This window comes from Glaciihabitans tibetensis, assembly GCF_003003265.1.
Classification (GTDB): domain Bacteria; phylum Actinomycetota; class Actinomycetes; order Actinomycetales; family Microbacteriaceae; genus Glaciihabitans; species Glaciihabitans tibetensis.
The window spans coordinates 583,705-600,705 of record NZ_PVTL01000001.1 but is presented as its reverse complement, the minus strand read 5'-3'; the positions used below and the strand labels follow the sequence as shown (position 1 = coordinate 600,705).

At 63.2% G+C, this 17,001-nt stretch carries 14 protein-coding genes and 1 pseudogene; 6 read left to right on the top strand and 9 right to left on the bottom strand.

The genetic code is table 11. The annotated features are described in order from the left end of the window. Positions 1 to 19: 19 nt before the first annotated feature. Genes tkt through pgl form a run of 6 tightly spaced genes read left to right on the top strand, consistent with a single transcriptional unit; the run spans position 20 to position 8,208 of the window. Positions 20 to 2,113 carry a transketolase gene (tkt, locus tag B0I08_RS02825; RefSeq protein WP_106209571.1) on the top strand — a complete coding sequence of 698 codons (2,094 nt, stop codon included), beginning with the start codon at positions 20 to 22 and terminating at the stop codon, positions 2,111 to 2,113. A gap of 25 nt (positions 2,114 to 2,138) precedes the next feature. Next, complete coding sequence (gene tal / locus B0I08_RS02820) at positions 2,139 to 3,254, top strand: transaldolase (RefSeq protein ID WP_106209569.1); 1,116 nt, start codon at positions 2,139 to 2,141, stop codon at positions 3,252 to 3,254. After that, complete coding sequence (locus tag B0I08_RS02815) at positions 3,251 to 4,843, top strand: glucose-6-phosphate isomerase (RefSeq protein ID WP_106209567.1); 1,593 nt, start codon at positions 3,251 to 3,253, stop codon at positions 4,841 to 4,843. The genes tal and B0I08_RS02815 overlap by 4 nt, the downstream gene beginning before the upstream one ends. A gap of 37 nt (positions 4,844 to 4,880) precedes the next feature. Beyond that, positions 4,881 to 6,422 carry a glucose-6-phosphate dehydrogenase gene (gene zwf / locus B0I08_RS02810; RefSeq protein ID WP_106209565.1) on the top strand — a complete coding sequence of 514 codons (1,542 nt, stop codon included), beginning with the start codon at positions 4,881 to 4,883 and terminating at the stop codon, positions 6,420 to 6,422. Next, positions 6,419 to 7,411 carry a glucose-6-phosphate dehydrogenase assembly protein OpcA gene (locus B0I08_RS02805; RefSeq protein ID WP_106209563.1) on the top strand — a complete coding sequence of 331 codons (993 nt, stop codon included), beginning with the start codon at positions 6,419 to 6,421 and terminating at the stop codon, positions 7,409 to 7,411. The genes zwf and B0I08_RS02805 overlap by 4 nt, the downstream gene beginning before the upstream one ends. A gap of 5 nt (positions 7,412 to 7,416) precedes the next feature. Continuing rightward, the gene (pgl, locus tag B0I08_RS02800) at positions 7,417 to 8,208 is read left to right on the top strand and encodes a 6-phosphogluconolactonase (protein ID WP_106209561.1); all 792 of its coding nucleotides are present in this window, start codon (positions 7,417 to 7,419) and stop codon (positions 8,206 to 8,208) included. A 118-nt stretch (positions 8,209 to 8,326) separates the two neighbouring features. On the opposite strand, the gene B0I08_RS02795 is transcribed toward pgl, so the two are convergent. The 9 genes and pseudogenes from B0I08_RS02795 to uvrC all read right to left on the bottom strand — a co-directional run bounded on the left by B0I08_RS02795 (position 8,327) and on the right by uvrC (position 16,967). Next, complete coding sequence (locus tag B0I08_RS02795) at positions 8,327 to 8,689, bottom strand: RNA polymerase-binding protein RbpA (protein WP_106209559.1); 363 nt, start codon at positions 8,687 to 8,689, stop codon at positions 8,327 to 8,329. Positions 8,690 to 8,913: 224 nt separating this feature from the next. After that, on the bottom strand, positions 8,914 to 9,165 hold the full coding sequence (gene secG, locus B0I08_RS02790; protein WP_106209557.1) for a preprotein translocase subunit SecG: 252 nt from the start codon (positions 9,163 to 9,165) through the stop codon (positions 8,914 to 8,916). 123 nt (positions 9,166 to 9,288) lie between these two features. Next, positions 9,289 to 10,095 (bottom strand): triose-phosphate isomerase, encoded by an 807-nt coding sequence (gene tpiA / locus B0I08_RS02785; protein ID WP_106209556.1) that lies wholly within the window; start codon positions 10,093 to 10,095, stop codon positions 9,289 to 9,291. After that, positions 10,083 to 11,300 carry a phosphoglycerate kinase gene (locus B0I08_RS02780; protein WP_106209554.1) on the bottom strand — a complete coding sequence of 406 codons (1,218 nt, stop codon included), beginning with the start codon at positions 11,298 to 11,300 and terminating at the stop codon, positions 10,083 to 10,085. The genes tpiA and B0I08_RS02780 overlap by 13 nt, the downstream gene beginning before the upstream one ends. 9 nt (positions 11,301 to 11,309) lie before the next feature. Further along, entirely contained in the window at positions 11,310 to 12,317 is a 1,008-nt protein-coding gene (gap, locus tag B0I08_RS02775; protein WP_106209553.1) for a type I glyceraldehyde-3-phosphate dehydrogenase, read from the bottom strand. A 238-nt stretch (positions 12,318 to 12,555) separates the two neighbouring features. Further along, positions 12,556 to 12,708 (bottom strand): annotated as a pseudogene (locus B0I08_RS18265) (superoxide dismutase); the annotation flags it as partial. A 120-nt stretch (positions 12,709 to 12,828) separates the two neighbouring features. After that, the gene (whiA, locus tag B0I08_RS02765) at positions 12,829 to 13,809 is read right to left on the bottom strand and encodes a DNA-binding protein WhiA (RefSeq protein WP_106209549.1); all 981 of its coding nucleotides are present in this window, start codon (positions 13,807 to 13,809) and stop codon (positions 12,829 to 12,831) included. A 60-nt stretch (positions 13,810 to 13,869) separates the two neighbouring features. After that, positions 13,870 to 14,745 carry an RNase adapter RapZ gene (gene rapZ, locus B0I08_RS02760; protein WP_106209547.1) on the bottom strand — a complete coding sequence of 292 codons (876 nt, stop codon included), beginning with the start codon at positions 14,743 to 14,745 and terminating at the stop codon, positions 13,870 to 13,872. A gap of 68 nt (positions 14,746 to 14,813) precedes the next feature. After that, the gene (gene uvrC, locus B0I08_RS17980) at positions 14,814 to 16,967 is read right to left on the bottom strand and encodes an excinuclease ABC subunit UvrC (protein ID WP_245884463.1); all 2,154 of its coding nucleotides are present in this window, start codon (positions 16,965 to 16,967) and stop codon (positions 14,814 to 14,816) included. Between the last annotated feature and the right edge of the window lie 34 nt (positions 16,968 to 17,001).

Sequence of the window (17,001 nt, the reverse complement as noted above, 5' to 3'; positions counted from 1 at the left end):
AAGAAAGGTCATCTCTTCCGTGTCAGTGCTCCAGTGGGACCCGATTGATAACAAGGCCGTCGACACCGTTCGCGTGTTGGCTGCAGATGCCGTGGAGAAGGTGGGTAACGGGCATCCCGGTACCGCTATGAGCCTCGCGCCCGCTGCGTACCTCTTGTTCCAGAAGGTCATGCGTCGTGATCCGGCCGACAACGAATGGATCGGGCGTGACCGTTTCATTCTTTCGGTGGGACACAGCTCGCTCACCCAGTACATCCAGCTCTACATGGGCGGCTACGGCCTCGAGATCGAGGACCTGAAGGCTCTGCGCACCTGGGGCTCGAAGACCCCCGGGCACCCCGAATACGGTCACACCGATGGCGTGGAGATCACCACCGGACCGCTTGGCCAGGGCCTCGCCTCCGCCGTCGGTTTCGCTTATGCGGCTCGCTATGAGCGTGGCTTGTTCGACCCGACCGCCGCAGCGGGGACCAGCCCGTTCGACCACTTCGTTTACGTCATTGCCGGCGACGGCGACCTGCAGGAGGGCGTCACCAGCGAGGCTTCGTCGCTCGCGGGACACCAGGAGCTCGGCAACCTGATCGCCATCTACGACTCGAACCAGATCTCGATCGAGGATGACACCAACATCGCGTTCACCGAAGACGTTGCAGCGCGCTACGCGTCCTACGGCTGGCAGGTTCTGACTGTTGACTGGAAGAAGACCGGCGAGTACGTCGAGGATGTCGAAGAACTCAACGCGGCAATCGAGGCTGCACAGGCCGAGACCACGAAGCCCTCGATCATCATCCTGAAGACAATCATTGGATGGCCGTCGCCCAAGAAGCAGAACTCGGGCAAGATCCACGGCTCTGCTCTCGGCGCCGAAGAGCTCGCTGGACTCAAAGAGGTTCTCGGGTTCGACCCCGAGCAGACCTTCCAGGTTGACCCTGAGGTAATCGCTCACACCCGCAAGGCCCTTGAGCGTGGTAAAGCTCAGCACACCGAGTGGCTCGAAGGCTTCACCGCTTGGGCCGACGCGAACCCGGACAAGAAGGCTCTTCTCGACCGCGTTCTCACGGGCGATCTGCCCGAGGGTGTCGAAGAAGCCCTTCCGGTCTTCCCGGCTGGCAAGGACATCTCAACCCGAGCGGCGTCCGGCAAGGTAATCAACGCTCTTGCGGGCGTCATCCCCGAGTTCTGGGGCGGCTCCGCCGACCTCGCCGAGTCGAACCTGACCACCATCGAGGGTGCCGGTTCGTTTGTACCCGAGAAGTGGTCGACCCATGACTGGAAGTCCAGCCCGGCGGGCCGCGTCCTCCACTTCGGCATTCGCGAGCACGCGATGGGCGCGATCCTCAACGGGATCGTACTGCATGGAAACACCCGCCCGTTTGGTGGCACCTTCCTCATCTTCAGCGATTACATGCGCCCAGCCGTGCGTCTCGCGGCCCTCATGAAGGCCCCCGCGATCTACGTGTGGACCCACGACTCCGTCGCCCTCGGCGAGGATGGTCCCACCCACCAGCCGATCGAGCAGCTTGCCACCCTGCGCGCGATTCCGGGACTCGACATCGTGCGCCCCGGAGACGCCAACGAAACGGCGTGGGCGTGGAAGACGATCCTTGAGCGCCGCAACGGCCCCGCCGGTATCGCTCTTACCCGCCAGAATATTCCGGTGTTTGAGCGCGGTGAGGACCTCGCCAGCGGCGAGACGTTTGCTGCCGCGAAGCATGTCGCCAAGGGCGCGTACGTTTTGGCCGAGGCGCCGAACGGCACTCCCGATGTCATCTTCATCGCGACCGGCTCCGAGCTCCAGATCGCCGTGGAGGCCCGTGAGGCATTGAAGTCTGAGGGCGTCAACGCGCGCGTTGTTTCCGCCCCGAGCCTCGAATGGTTCGAGGAGCAGACGGCTGAGTACCGCGAGTCGGTGCTGCCGTCGGCTGTCACAGCCCGCGTATCTATCGAGGCCGGACTCGCGCTGACCTGGGACCGTTACGTCGGCACCGCCGGCCGCAGCGTCTCGATTGAGCACTTCGGCGCATCTGCCGACTACAAGACCCTGTTCCGTGAGTTCGGAATCACCACCGAGGCCGCAGTGGCCGCCGCCAAGGATTCGCTGGCCGCCAACTAGGCGCCGGCAGAGGAGAATACACACCATGAGCACCGAAACCACCCCCACCGCCGCCCTTTCCGCGGTCGGCGTCAGCATTTGGCTTGATGACCTGTCGCGCGAGCGCATCAACTCCGGCGGAATCCAGACGCTGATCGCCGAGCGCAACGTCGTCGGCATCACCACCAACCCGACGATCTTCGCCGCGGCCCTCGCCAAGGGCGAAGCGTATGACGCTCAGGTCGCCGAACTCGCCGCAGCAGGCAAGACGGTCACCGAGGCAGTCTTCGAGATCACCACCGATGACGTCGCCGCGGCGTCAGACATCTTCCGCCCGGTGTTCGACTCGACCGCTGGCTTCGACGGACGCGTGTCGATCGAGGTCGAACCCGGGTTCGCTCACGACGCCGCCGCGACCATCGCGCAGGCGAAAGACCTGTGGGCAAAGGTCAACCGCCCGAACGCGATGATCAAGATCCCCGCAACGGTTGAGGGCCTTGAAGCCATCACCGCCACCATCGGAGCGGGAATCAGCGTCAACGTCACGCTGATCTTCAGCCTCGAGCGCTACCGCGCCGTCATCAACGCCTACCTGACCGGCCTCGAGCAGGCAAAGGCCGCGGGCATCGACCTCTCGACGATTCACTCTGTGGCTTCGTTCTTCGTGTCGCGCGTTGACTCCGAAATCAACAACCGCCTCGACGCTGTGGGCACCGATGAGGCCACAGCGCTGAAGAGCAAGGCGGGCGTCGCGAACGCCCAACTTGCCTACGAGGTTTTCGAGCAGGCATACACCACCGAGCGTGCGGCCGGCCTGCTCGCCGCCGGAGCGAACAAGCAGCGTCCCCTGTGGGCCTCTACCGGTGTGAAGGACCCGTCGCTGCCCGACACCCTCTACGTCACCGAGCTCGCCGTCGCCGATGTCGTCAACACCATGCCGGAGAAGACGCTTGAGGCGACCTTCGACCACGGAGTCATCGAGGGCGACCGTGTGACCGGCAGCTATGCCGCCGCCAACGCCGTCCTGGATGCCATCGCCGCTCAGGGCATCTCCTACGACGACGTCACTGCGCTCCTGGAGAAGGAGGGCGTGGAAAAGTTCATCGTGTCCTGGAACGAGCTGCTGGACACCGTGTCCGCAGCACTTGAGGCTGCTAAGTGAAAATAGCCGTATCTGGTGCGGCCGCTGAGGCCGTTGATCGCGTTGTCCCGCAGCTGGTGAGCGACCTCGTCGCGAGCCGGCTGACGGGTCTCGACGCGTCGCTATGGGGCTCCGAGGCCGAGGAAGAATCCGCCAAGCGTCTTGGCTGGATTGAGTCTCTCGTCGTCTCGGCGCCCCTGGTTCCGGACATCCTCGCGCTGCGCGACAAGCTTCACGCAGACGGGGTAAATCACATCGTGCTCGGCGGAATGGGCGGCTCTTCGCTCGCCCCAGAGGTAATCACCCGCACTTACGGTGTGGAGTTGACCATTCTGGATTCCACGGATCCTGGCCAAATCCTCGCGGCTCTGCGTGATCGGCTTGAGACAACTGCCGTCGTCATCTCCTCCAAGTCTGGTGGCACCGTCGAAACGGACAGCCAGAAGCGGATCTACGAGCAGGCCTTCCGTGAGGTGGGCATCGATCCGATCGAGCGGATCGTCGTCGTGACTGATCCGGGATCGCCCCTTGATCTGTCGGCGCGCGCTGACGGATATCGCGTTTTCAACGCCGATCCCACAGTGGGAGGACGTTTCTCAGCCCTCACCGCCTTCGGCCTGGTTCCCTCGGGGCTGGCCGGCGTCGATATCGCAGCGCTGTTGCGCGAAGCCGAAGCTGTTTCTCTCGAGCTCGCACAGGACAGTGTCGACAACCCCGGGCTGATTCTCGCGGCTGCGATTGCCGGTACTCGTCCCTTGAAAAACAAGCTGGGCATCGTCGCAGACGGCACCCATATTGTCGGCTTTGCAGACTGGGCCGAGCAATTACTTGCTGAGTCCACCGGTAAGAATGGCAAGGGCATATTGCCCGTTGTTCTGGGCCGACACGCGCCAGAGATCGGGTTGAATCTTCCGGACGTCCAGATCGTGCGACTCGTGGGCGACTACGACGACACCCGTGAAGTAGCCGATGGCGAAATCGAGATCACGGGCACCCTGGGTGCGCAGATGCTTACCTGGGAGTACGCGACCGCGATCGCTGGCCGTTTGCTCGGCATCAACCCGTTTGATCAGCCGGATGTCGAGTCCGCAAAGGTCGCGACCCGCGCACTACTGGACAGCCGACCGGAGGCTACGTCGCCTGCGTTCGCACAGGACTCCGTCGAGGTTCGCGGAACAGCCAGCGTGGTAGCGGGAACGACCGACCTGAACGGTGCCATCGACGCGTTGCTCGCAATGGTGGGCGACGATGGCTATGTGTCGATCCAGGCCTACGTGAATCGGCTCCACCATCAGGAGCTGGAGGGATTGCGCGACCTCATCGCCGCGCGCTTGTCCCGGCCCGTGACCTTTGGATGGGGGCCGCGATTCCTTCACTCCACCGGCCAGTTCCACAAAGGTGGACCAGCTGTCGGCGTGTTCCTGCAAATCACGCAGGCTCCGGTCGAAGATCTCGAAATACCGGGCAGACCATTTACCTTCGGTCAGCTCATCCAGTCGCAGGCAGCGGGTGACGCGAGCGTGCTCGCCGAGCACGGCCGCCCGGTGCTCACACTTACCTTGACTGACTCTGTGTCGAGCGCAGCTGTGCTCGCGCGCGCTGTGCGCTGAGCCCACAACCCCAATTCCGACACCCAGGAGCAACCGCATGTCACCGGTGGAAATCACACCTGAATACAACCCGCTTCGATTGGCATCCGATCGTCGCCTCAACCGCATCGCTGGCCCGAGCGGGCTCATCATTTTCGGAGTTACGGGCGACCTGTCCCGCAAGAAGCTGATGCCCGCGATCTACGATCTCGCCAACCGTGGCCTTCTGCCGCCAGGATTCTCGCTCGTGGGTTTCGCACGCCGAGACTGGGAAGACCAGGATTTCGAGAAGGTCGTCTACGAAGCTGTCAAGCAGTATGCGCGCACCCCATTCGATGAGGACGTGTGGGCTCAGCTCAGCCACGGCATCCGTTTCGTGCAGGGAGAGTTCGACGACGACGACGCGTTCGCGCGCCTCAAAGCAACGATCGAAGAACTCGACGAACACCGCGGAACGATGGGTAACCATGCGTTCTACCTGTCGATCCCGCCCAAGTCGTTCCCGCTGGTCACCGAGCAGCTCCGCCGCTCCGGCCTTGCGGAGCAGAAGGACGGCCAGTGGCGTCGCGTAGTTATCGAAAAGCCTTTCGGTAGTGATCTGAAGACCGCACGCGAACTGAACACCGTCGTCGAATCGGTATTCCCCCCCGACAGCGTCTTCCGGATCGACCACTACCTGGGTAAAGAGACCGTTCAGAACATTCTGGCGTTGCGTTTCGCGAACCAAATGTTCGAGCCCATCTGGAACTCCAATCACGTCGACCACGTGCAGATCACGATGGCCGAGGACATCGGTGTGGGTGGGCGAGCCGGTTACTACGACGGCATCGGTGCCGCCCGCGACGTAATCCAGAACCACCTGCTGCAGTTGCTCGCACTCACCGCTATGGAAGAGCCTCTCTCGTTCGACGCCGCAGACCTGCGTGCCGAGAAAGAGAAGGTGCTTTCTGCAGTTCGACTGCCGAAGGACCTGAGCAAGTCCACCGCGCGAGGCCAGTACTCGGGCGGCTGGCAGGGCGGCGAGAACGTCATTGGGTTCCTCGACGAGGACGGCATGGATCCGCAGTCCCCCACGGAGACCTACGCCGCGATGCGCCTGGACATCGGCACGCGCCGTTGGGCCGGAGTGCCGTTCTACCTGCGCGCAGGAAAGCGTCTCGGTCGGCGGGTGACGGAGATCGCAGTTGTGTTCAAGCGTGCTCCCCAGGCACTCTTCGAGGAGAGCCAGACTTCTGACCTCGGGCAGAATGCGTTGGTGATTCGCGTGCAGCCTGATGAGGGTGTGACGATCAGATTCGGATCGAAAGTGCCCGGAGCAACTATGCAGGTGCGGGACGTGACCATGGACTTCGGTTATGGCCACGCGTTCACCGAAGCAAGCCCCGAAGCCTACGAGCGCCTTATCCTCGACGTCCTTCTCGGTGACCCACCTCTCTTCCCCCGACACGAAGAGGTCGAACTCAGCTGGAAGATCCTTGACCCGATCGAGGAATTCTGGGCAACCCAGGGCCAGCCGGAGCAGTACCGTCCGGGCACCTGGGGACCCGCATCTGCCGATGAACTACTTGCCCGCGACGGCAGAACCTGGAGGCGACCATGATCGTCGATCTACCCAACACCACTACAAGCGCCATGACCAAGGCGCTCGTGAAGATCCGCGAAGAGGGCGGAGCCGTCGCCCTTGGGCGGGTTCTGACCCTCATCATCTCGACCCGCCTCGGCGAGGAAGAGGAAGCGATCGAAGCGGCGAACGACGCCTCCCGCGAGCACCCGATGCGCGTCATCGTGGTATCCACCAGCGGCAACGCTGATGACCACAGCGCGGCTCGTCTCGACGCCCAGATTCGCGTTGGCGGCGACGCCGGAGCGAGCGAGGTCATCGTTGTTCGCGCCTACGGCGATGCGGCGAGCGACAAGGAGGGCCTGGTGACCGGCCTGCTGCTGCCAGACGCGCCTGTAGTCGCGTGGTGGCCGGGCGAGGCTCCGAACGTCGCGTCGCAATCCGCTCTCGGGCGGATCGCTCAGCGTCGCATCACTGATGCTGCCGCGGCGACCAACCCGATGGTCGCCCTCAACCACCTCATCGACACCTATGAGCCCGGCGACACCGACTTCGCCTGGACTCGTTTGACGCTGTGGCGCGCCCAGCTTGCCGCGGTGCTCGACCAGCCTCCGTTCGAGAACATCACGGCGATTTCCGTCAGCGGCGCTGCGGACTCGCCGTCGACGGCGCTGCTCGCCGCGTGGCTGCAGCTGCAGCTCGAGGTCCCCGTCGATCTGCATCTCTCGAGCCCGTCAATGGGCGCCACCGGGATTGAAAGCGTGCATCTGAGTCGTCCGTCCGGACCGGTCGAGCTTGAGCGGACAATCCCCAATATTGCGACCCTCATCCAGCCCAGTCAACCTGTGCATCACATTTCCCTTCCGAGGCGGAGCCTGCGAGACTGCTTGGCAGAGGAGCTTCGCCGACTCGACCCAGACATCTTGTTTGGAGAGGTCATCCAGCATGGCCTCGGCCAGCTGGACGGCATCGCCGCACTCGCCCAGAGTGACGGCAACGCGCCAACCACAACGGAAGAACAGAGCTAATTACTGTGACAAACGAACGGCGGGTGCTTGTCCACCCCGACAAGCCTTCACTCGCCGGGTCCGTAGCGGCGCGCTTCATCACAAAGATGATCGACGTGATCGAAGACCGCGGTGAAGCGACCGTGGTCCTCACTGGCGGCACTATGGGGATTTCGATACTCGCCGCCATCCGGGACTCCAGCGCACGCGACAGCGTGGACTGGAAGCGGGTGAACGTCTGGTGGGGCGACGAGCGTTGGCTGCCCCGCGACGACGCTGAGCGTAACGAAAAGCAGGCGCGTGACGCGCTACTTGACCACATCGCGTTGGACGAGAAGCGTGTGCATCCCTTTCCCGCTGCCGGCGAGGGTATCGAGCTCAATGAAGCGTCGCAGCTGTACGCGTCCGAGCTGGCGTCCCACGCCGCAGAGGGCTCGACGCTGCCGATCTTTGACATCACGTTCCTCGGGTTGGGACCGGATGGCCACATCGCTTCGCTTTTCCCCAACCGGGGCGGAATTCTGGAAGAAACGCTCAGCGTCATCGCGGTGCGCAACTCCCCCAAGCCGCCGCCGGAGCGCCTGAGCCTCACGCTTCCCGCAATCAACTCGTCGCTGCGGGTCTGGCTGGTCGTGGCCGGCGCGGACAAGGCGTCCGCACTTGGCCTGACGCTTGCGGATGTCAGCGTGCACGAAGTGCCGGCTTCTGGCGCCCAGGGGCGCAAACGAACGCTGTTCTTCGTCGACAACGAGGCCGCTGCCGAGGTTCCTGAGAACCTCACCACCCCGGGACTCTTCTGGACAGGGGAAGACGCCTAGGACGCAACGTCCGGGTCGTGCCCAGACAAAAAGCCGGCCGGTTGCGAGTTCATCTCGCAACCGGCCGGCTTTTTGGTGTCTAGAACCGCGTTGATGGCCACAACGCCGTCCACAGAAATTAGCTTGAGACGCGGCCGCGGCGTGCGCGGAGCTGCTGCAGCGCCTCGTCCAGAAGGTCCGCAGCTTCCTGCTCGGTCCGGCGCTCTTTCACGTACGCAAGGTGGGTCTTGTAGGGCTCCAACTTGGCGACCGAAGGCGGGTTCGCCTTGTCCCGTCCGGCGGGAAGGCCCGTCGGCGGGGAGTCGATGATGTCCGGGATCTCTTCCTCGGGCAAGTTCGCGGCGAAGTAACGAATAGTTTCGTTGCCCAGCTCGTCCCAGTACGAGACTTTGATTCGATCGGCCTGGTAGCCGCGATCTTGTTCGCCCATTGGCCCCGCGCCCACGCGCGAACCACGAATTGCACTACCGCCTGATGCCACGGTTCCCCTTTTCAAAGATCTTTACTTGGCCTGCTGTGGTGTACTGCCACCGGTTTGATTTGGCCATGTCAAACCGGACCGAACTCCAGGCACTCATGCTGCCGCTGATTCAAGGCGACGCGCAATCATGCCTGTCTAATACTCACGTTACGGGTCACAGCCTGCGCCCACAACCGCTGTTTCTCAAACAAACGCTACGGAGCGCAGGATTGGCGCGCTAGGGCCTAGGCGCCGGCGTCAAACTTTGTGATTAGACCGAGGATGACGATCGTGCTGATCCACACCAGAGCGAGTACAACCGTAATCCGATTGAGGTTTCGCTCCGCCACACCCGATGCGCCCAAGTTTGAGGTAACCCCGCCGCCGAACATATCCGACAGGCCGCCACCGCGTCCGCGGTGAAGAAGGATGAGCAGGGTCAGCAGGAGGCTGGTAACGCCAAGCACAACCTGAAGAACAACCTGAAGAATTTCCACGAATTACCTTTCGAACGGTTCTGGACCGCTTAGAAGTATATCTGGCGCAGCGCACCCCGGTCGGCACGAAGGCGGCGGCTGCATCGAAATGCACCCGCCGCCCCGGCTGGTTCGGTGAGACGCCTAGACGCCGACGTGCTTGAGGAACTGGGCGATGCCGGAGAACTCGGCGATGTCGAGGCTTGCGCCACCGACGAGTGCGCCGTCAACGTTGGGTTGACGCATAAAGCCCGCGATGTTCGCGGCTTTGACCGACCCGCCGTAGAGAACTCGGGTCGCCTGCGCGACGTCCTCGCCGAGAACCTCGGAGAGCACGATACGCAATTGCGCAGCGACCTGTTCAGCTTGCTCCGGTGTTGCGGCCTGGCCCGAGCCAATGGCCCATACCGGCTCATACGCCACAACGATGTCTTTCGCGTCTGCGGCCTGCGCCAGGGCGGCGCGAAGCTGCGCGACGGGTACCGCGCTGGGACCATGCTTTTCGAGGTCTTCGGCCGTTTCGCCCACGCAAATAACCGGAACAATCCCGTGCTTCACTGCGGCGGCGACCTTGGCGGCCAGCTGCTCATCGGTCTCGTGGTGCAGCGTACGCCGCTCCGAGTGACCAACGATCACGTACGGGGTCTCCAGCGCCTTCAGGAAGGCCGCGGAAATCTCGCCGGTGTATGCGCCCGACTCGTGCTCGGACACGTCCTGCGCCCCGAAGCCCAGCTCCAGCTTGTCGGCGGAGATAAGGGTCTGCACCGAGCGAAGGTCGGTGAACGGAGGGAACACCACAACTTCGGTCGCGCTGTAGTCGTGTGTTGCGTCTTTCAAGCTCCAGGCGAGCTTCTGCACGAAGGCGATCGCTTGCAGGTGGTCGAGGTTCATCTTCCAGTTGCCGGCGATGAACGGAACTCGTCCGCCAGTGGGTGAAGTTACGCTTGCCATCCGAGGACCTCCAGTCCGGGGAGTCGCTTGCCCTCGAGGAACTCAAGGCTCGCACCGCCGCCGGTCGAAATGTGACCAAACTGATCGTCACTGAAGCCCAGTGCACGAACTGCGGCGGCGGAATCGCCACCACCAACGACCCCAAGGCCGTCCATACGGGTGAGAGCGTCCGCGACTGCTTTGGTTCCCGCAGCGAAGGGCGCCAACTCGAACACACCCATCGGGCCGTTCCAGAACACCGTTTTTGACCCGGCGATAACTTCGGCAAATCGCGCCGCGCTGTCTGGTCCAATGTCGAGGCCGAGGCCCGATGCACCGAACGGTGTTTCTTCGATGGCGTCCGCTGCTGTCGTGACGAACTCGGCGTCGGCCCCGAACTTGGAGGCCACAACGATGTCCGTCGGCAGGATGATCTCGATGCCGAGCTTCTCCGCTTCCGCGAGGTAGCCCTTCACGTTGTCGATCTGGTCAGCCTCCAGCAGGCTCGCGCCCACCTTGTGGCCGAGAGCAGCGAGGAATGTGAACAGCATCCCTCCACCAACGAGCAAAGTGTTTACCTTGGGAAGAAGGGCGCCGATGACGTCGAGCTTGTCTGAAACCTTCGAACCGCCAAGGACAACCGCGTACGGCGCCTCTGGGCTCGTGGTGAGGCGCTCCAGCACGGAGAGCTCCTGTTCGATAAGGAGCCCGGCAGCGCTGGGGAGCGCCTGGGCAAGCTCAAACACGCTCGCCTGTTTGCGGTGCACAACACCAAAACCGTCGGAGACAAATGCATCAGCGAAGGCGGCGAGAGAAGCGGCGAACGCTGCGCGCTCCTCGTCCACCTTGCTGGTCTCAGCGGCGTTGAAGCGAAGATTTTCCAGCAGAACGATGCCGTTCTGCTCGAGGTCGGCCACCGCCGCAGTTGCGGAGGGACCAACCGTGTCGCTCGCAAAAACGACAGCCTTGCCGAGCAACTCGCTCAGGCGAAGGGCGACCGGTGCCAGAGAGTATTTGGCTTCCGGTTCACCCTTCGGGCGCCCAAGGTGGGAGACCACAACAACACGAGCACCAGCGTTGAGCAGTGCGTTCAGAGTGGGCACCGAGGCGCGAATCCGCCCGTCATCCGTGATCTCTCCGTCTTTCAACGGAACGTTCAGATCACAGCGAACGAGAACGGTCTTGCCGGAGAGTTGCCCGAGACTATCGAGAGTGCGAAGCGACACGGCTACGACCTACAGGCTCGCTGCGACGAACTCGGTGAGGTCAACCATGCGGTTGGAGTATCCCCACTCGTTGTCGTACCAGGAAGCGATCTTCACCTGGTCGCCGATGACCTTGGTCAGGCCGGCGTCGAAGATCGAGGAGTGCGGGTCCCCAACGATGTCGCTGGAGACGATGGGCTCCTCGGTGTACTTCAGGATTCCCTTGAGAGGGCCCTCGGCTGCTGCCTTGAACGCGGCGTTGATCTCGGCGACCGTGACGGGCTTCGACGGGGTGAGCGTGAGGTCCGTGATCGATCCGGTGATGACCGGAACGCGCAGCGCGTATCCATCAAGCTTGCCGGCGAGCTCGGGGATGACCAGACCGAGGGCCTTGGCCGCACCGGTCGAGGTGGGGATGATGTTCTGTGCTGCGGCACGGGCACGACGGAGGTCGCTGTGCGGGCCGTCCTGAAGGTTCTGGTCGGCCGTGTATGCGTGAACGGTGGTCATGAATCCACGCTCGATACCGAACGACTCCATGAAGACCTTCGCGACGGGCGCGAGGCAGTTGGTTGTGCACGATGCGTTCGAGATCACGTCGTGGATCGCGGCGTCGTACGCCTCGTTGTTGACGCCGAGCACGATGGTCGCGACGTTGTCACCGGTCGCGGGTGCGGAAACGAGAACCTTCTTCGCGCCGGCTTCGATGTGCTTGCGCGCATCGGCTTCCTTGGTGAAGCGACCGGTGGACTCGATAACGATGTCGACTCCGAGAGCTGCCCACGGCAGGTTGGCCGGATCGCGCTCGGCGAGAACCTTGATCGGCTTGCCGTTGACGATGATGGTGTCGCCGTCAACCTCAACCGTTGCCGCGATGCGTCCGCTGACCGTGTCGTACTTCAGCAGGTGAGCAAGGGCAGCAGGGTCAGTGAGGTCGTTGACTGCGACGATCTCGATGTCGCTTCCCTTTGCAAGAGCCGCGCGGAAGTAGTTGCGGCCGATTCGGCCGAAACCGTTGATACCGATCTTGACGGTCAATGGATCTCCAGTGCTCAGGCGCCTTACGACGCTGTATTTTGATGGTATTTGAGGCTGGTCGCGGGACTAAAGTCCCGGCCAAAGCCTGTTTATTGCACTTACGACAGTACCAGTAGCCCGGTTGAATTGTCGCGGACTGCGGTGAACCGCGCCTGCACGTTCTCCCAATTCACGATGTTCCGGAATGCTGTGACGTAGTCGACTTTGACAATCAGGTAGTCGAGGATTGGCGTGGCCGCCGGGCCCCAGCCGGAGACGCGATAGCAGCGTCGGCCCCAATTACCGAGGTCGAGTGACGCTTGTCGTGGTGCAGCTCCATGATCGTGCCGCTGACGCGCGGTTCGAGTGCTGCATAGTCGTAAGGGAGGTCCGGAAGGGTGTATTCAGCCATGGTTATCTCTCCTAGGGGTAGGCCCCGATCCACCGTCTCAAAGCACGGCGGAACCCGCTCAGTCTAATCCTCGGCACCGCGCGGGTGCCCGCAGATCGCTGAGACGGAGCACGAGACCCGTTAGACGTCGTCCAGGTCGGGTGGCAGGTTGGCATCCGTTCCGGGAATTCCGGTGTCCGAAGCATGTTTGTCTGCCATCGCCAGGAGGCGCCGGATCCTGCCGGCGACGGCATCCTTGGTCATGGGGGGCTCCGCATGATGGCCGAGCTCGTCCAGGCTCGAGTCGCGGAACCGCAGCCGCAGCTCCCCCGCATAGCGGAGGTGTTCAGGAACCTGTCCCTCGAGGATCTCCAGCGCTCGCTCCACGCGGGAGCAGGCCGCCACCGCGGCCTGGGCAGAGCGGCGGAGGTTCGCGTCGTCGAAGTTGACCAGACGGTTGGCGGTCGCGCGCACCTCGCGTCGCTGGCGCATCTCGTCCCACGAGACCACGCTGTGCACGGCGCCCATGGTGACGAGCATCGCTCCGATTGCCTCGCCGTCTCGAATCACCACTCGGTGCACACCCCGAACCTCGCGCGCCTTGGCCTGGATCTTGAGACGACCGGCGGCACCGACGAGAGCCATCGCGGCCTCGTTGCCCGGGCAGGTTACCTCCAGGGCTGCGCTGCGACCCGGGTCGGTCAGTGTGCCGTGGGCGAGGAAGGCTCCACGCCATACCGCGGCGAGTTCTTCGCGCGAGCCCGTGGTCAGCTTGTTCGGCAGTCCACGAATCGGGCGTCGACGTGCGTCAAGCAGGCCGGTCTGTCGGGCCAGGGTCTCGCCACCCTCCAGCACTCGCACGAGGAAGTGACTGGTACGGCGCTGTGCCGTTGGGGACACAACGGAGATCTCGCTGCGGACGCCATAGAGTTCGGCAAGGTCCTTGCGAACACGACGGCCGAGCACGGCGGTGTCGAGTTCGGCCTCGACGGCGATGCGCCCGGAGATCATGTGCAGCCCGCCCGCGAACCGCAGGATTGTGGCGAGCTCGGCCGCCCGTACGGTGGTCTTGCTCACCTCAACCTTGGAAAGTTCGTCCTTGACATCACTGGTTAAAGCCACAGGGTGTTTCCTTTTCTAATTCTCGGGAGGGCGCACATCGAACAACGCCGAAGAGGCAGGCTATTCGCGGCCCAGGTCACGGTGCTTCACGCTGACCGCGACGCCCGGAAGGCTTCGAACCAGGGCGCCGAGTTTCTCGGCGACAGCCACGGATCGATGCTTTCCTCCTGTGCACCCTATGGCGATCGTAGCGTGTCTCTTGTTCTCACGCTGATAGCCGGACAGCACTGGCGCCAACGCTGCGGTGTAGTTGTTGAGAAATTCCTCGACCCCATCCTGACCGAGCACGTAGTCGCTCACTTCGTTATCCAGACCGGTGTGGGCCTTCAGTTCCGGGAGCCAGAACGGATTGGGCAGGAAGCGCATGTCGGCCACCATGTCGGCATCGGCGGGCAGTCCGTACTTGAATCCGAAACTCAAAATGGTGACCTGCACCCCGGGCGTGTCCTCCTCGGCGAATTTCTCGAGGATGGTTGTGGCGAGTTGATGAATGTTGAGTTCGGATGTGTCGATGACGATGTCGCTACCCGCCCGGAGTTCCTGCATGCGTTCCCGCTCGGCGCCGATGCCGTCGAGAAGCGTTCCGTCGCCCTGCAGGGGGTGGGGCCTGCGTACCTGCTCAAACCGTCGCACGAGCGCACTATCGGTGGCGTCGAGAAATAGCACCCGCACGCGGGCGTTGTCGCGAAGCCACTGCACTGCTTCGCGGACGTCCGCGAAGAGCTTGCCGCCACGCACATCGACAATCGCCGCAACCTTGGGAAGAGCAGTACCGGCGTGGCCGGCGAGATCAACCAGGGGCCTCAGCATCTGCGGCGGGAGGTTGTCGACGACGTACCAGCCAAGGTCTTCGAGGGCGTTGCCGACGGTGGACCTGCCTGCGCCGGACATCCCGGTGACGATCAGCATTTCCTGCCGTTCGGATTCGGCGCTCATATGATTCTCAGGCCTTCGATCGCATGATGATGGGTTGGCCTAGTTTATCGGGCGCCACGCCGATGCGCTTACGACCGCAGGCTCTCGTAGATCTGATTCGCCAGCCGCTCTCCAACGCCCTTCACCTCGGCGATATTCTCGACCTTCGCGGCCCGCAGCCGAGTCACGGAGCCGAAGTGTCGCAGCAACTCGCGAACGCGTGCGGGGCCGAGCCCGGGGATGTCGGCAAGCGAAGACGTGATGTCACTCGAGCGCCGCTGCCGTTGGTACGTGATTGCGAACCGGTGCGCTTCGTCGCGGATTCGCTGAAACAGGAAAAGCGCGTCGCTGTTGCGCGGCAGGATCACCGGAAAGTCGGAGTCGGGCAGCCAGATCTCTTCAAGCCGTTTGGCAATGCCGCACAGGGCAATGCCCGTGACACCGGCGTCATCCAATGCCCTCTGTGCGGCCGCGACCTGGGGCTGTCCGCCGTCGACGATTAGCAGATTGGGGCGGTAGGCAAAACGCGGACGCGGCGCCGGTTCCGTCACCACCCCAACGTCCGCATGCGCGCTCAGCAAAGCCTCTCCCCCGACCCCCGTTTCCGGAGGGGTGCCGAGTCGCTTTGTGGCATCGGGCTCCGCCGGTGCGCCCTCGACCTTCGCCGTGTCGAGTTCGAGGTGCGCAAGACGCCGCGAGAGGGTCTGATAGATCGACTCGGTGTCGTCGGTCGAATCAGCGATGCTGAACCTGCGGTACTGGTCTTTGCGTGGCAGGCCATCCTCAAACACGACCATCGAGGCGACAATGTTCGTCCCGCTGAGGTGCGATACGTCGTAGCATTCCATTCGCAACGGAGCCTCGCTCATACCGAGCGCTTCCTGAATGTCCGCGAGGGCCTGCGACCGCGCGACGAAATCACCGCTTCGTCGGGTTTTGTACAGCATGAGGGCATTCTTCGCGTTCGTCGCCACTGTCTGCGCCAGCGCCGCCTTATCCCCACGCTGGGCGACACGCACGCTCACCCGTCCCCCGCTGCGCCGGGGCGGGCCGTCGATGTCGACGCCACGCACGTCAGTGCCGGGAACAAAGTTTCCACGCCGGTCGACATTGCCTCGGTCGGCAGAGGGACCTGCGGACAAGACATCCACCTGCTCATCGCCGTCTTCAACATCGTCGATCTCTGCCAGCCCGTTGGAGATTCCCGCATGACCCGGCGCAGCACCCCGCACGCCAGTGAGGAGCTCCTCCAGCTCTGCGTGGTCCTCGGGGAGCACCGGTACAAGGATCTCGCGCGGGGGCAACATGCCGTCCTCGTACGCGTTCTGGAGAACAATCTCGACCAGCTCGGGCAGATCAACGTCGAGTTCTTTGTCCACGACCCAGCTGCGCACGCCCCGGATACGCCCTCCGCGCACGATGAACTGTTGCACCGCGGCGGCGAGTTCATCGTGGGCTATGCCGAAGATGTCTGCGTCGATGCCGTCAGCGAGCACTACCGCACTCTTGGACAGGGCAGTGTCCATCGCGCCGAGCTGGTCACGGTACCGTGCCGCCGATTCGTAGTCGAACTCGGCCGCCGCTCCCTGCATCTTTTTTGTGATCGACGCCGTGTAGCTTCGATCGTTACCGGCCATGAACGAAGCGAAATCGAGGGCGATCGACTTGTGTTCTTCCTTGCTGACGCGCCCGACGCAGGGCGCTGCGCATTTGCCGATGTCACCGAGGAGGCAGGGCCGGCCGGTCTGTGCGGCACGCTTGTAGGTGGCGTCCGAGCAGCTGCGCATCGGAAATACCTTGAGCATCACGTCGACGGTGTCCTTGATCGCCCAGACCTTCGTGTACGGCCCGAAGTAGCGCGCGCCCTTGAGATTGCGATTGCGGGTTACCAGAACACGAGGCACCTCGTCGCGCAGCGTCACGGCCAGATAGGGATAAGACTTGTCGTCACGAAATTGGACGTTGAACGGCGGGTTGAACTCCTTGATCCAGGTGAATTCCAGCTGGAGCGCCTCGAATTCGGTTCCCACCACGGTCCAGCTGACCGACGATGCTGCCAGGACCATTCGCCGGGTACGTTCGTGCAACGTCGCGAGCGGAGCAAAGTAGTTTGCCAGCCGTGCGCGCAGGTTCTTCGCCTTGCCCACATAGAGCACGCGGCCCGAGTCGTCCCGGAAACGGTAAACGCCCGGCGAGGTGGGTATCTCTCCGGCGCTCGGCCGGTAGCTGACGGTGTCGGCCATGTCGCGTCTGTTCCTTCCTGATCCTTTCGCGCAT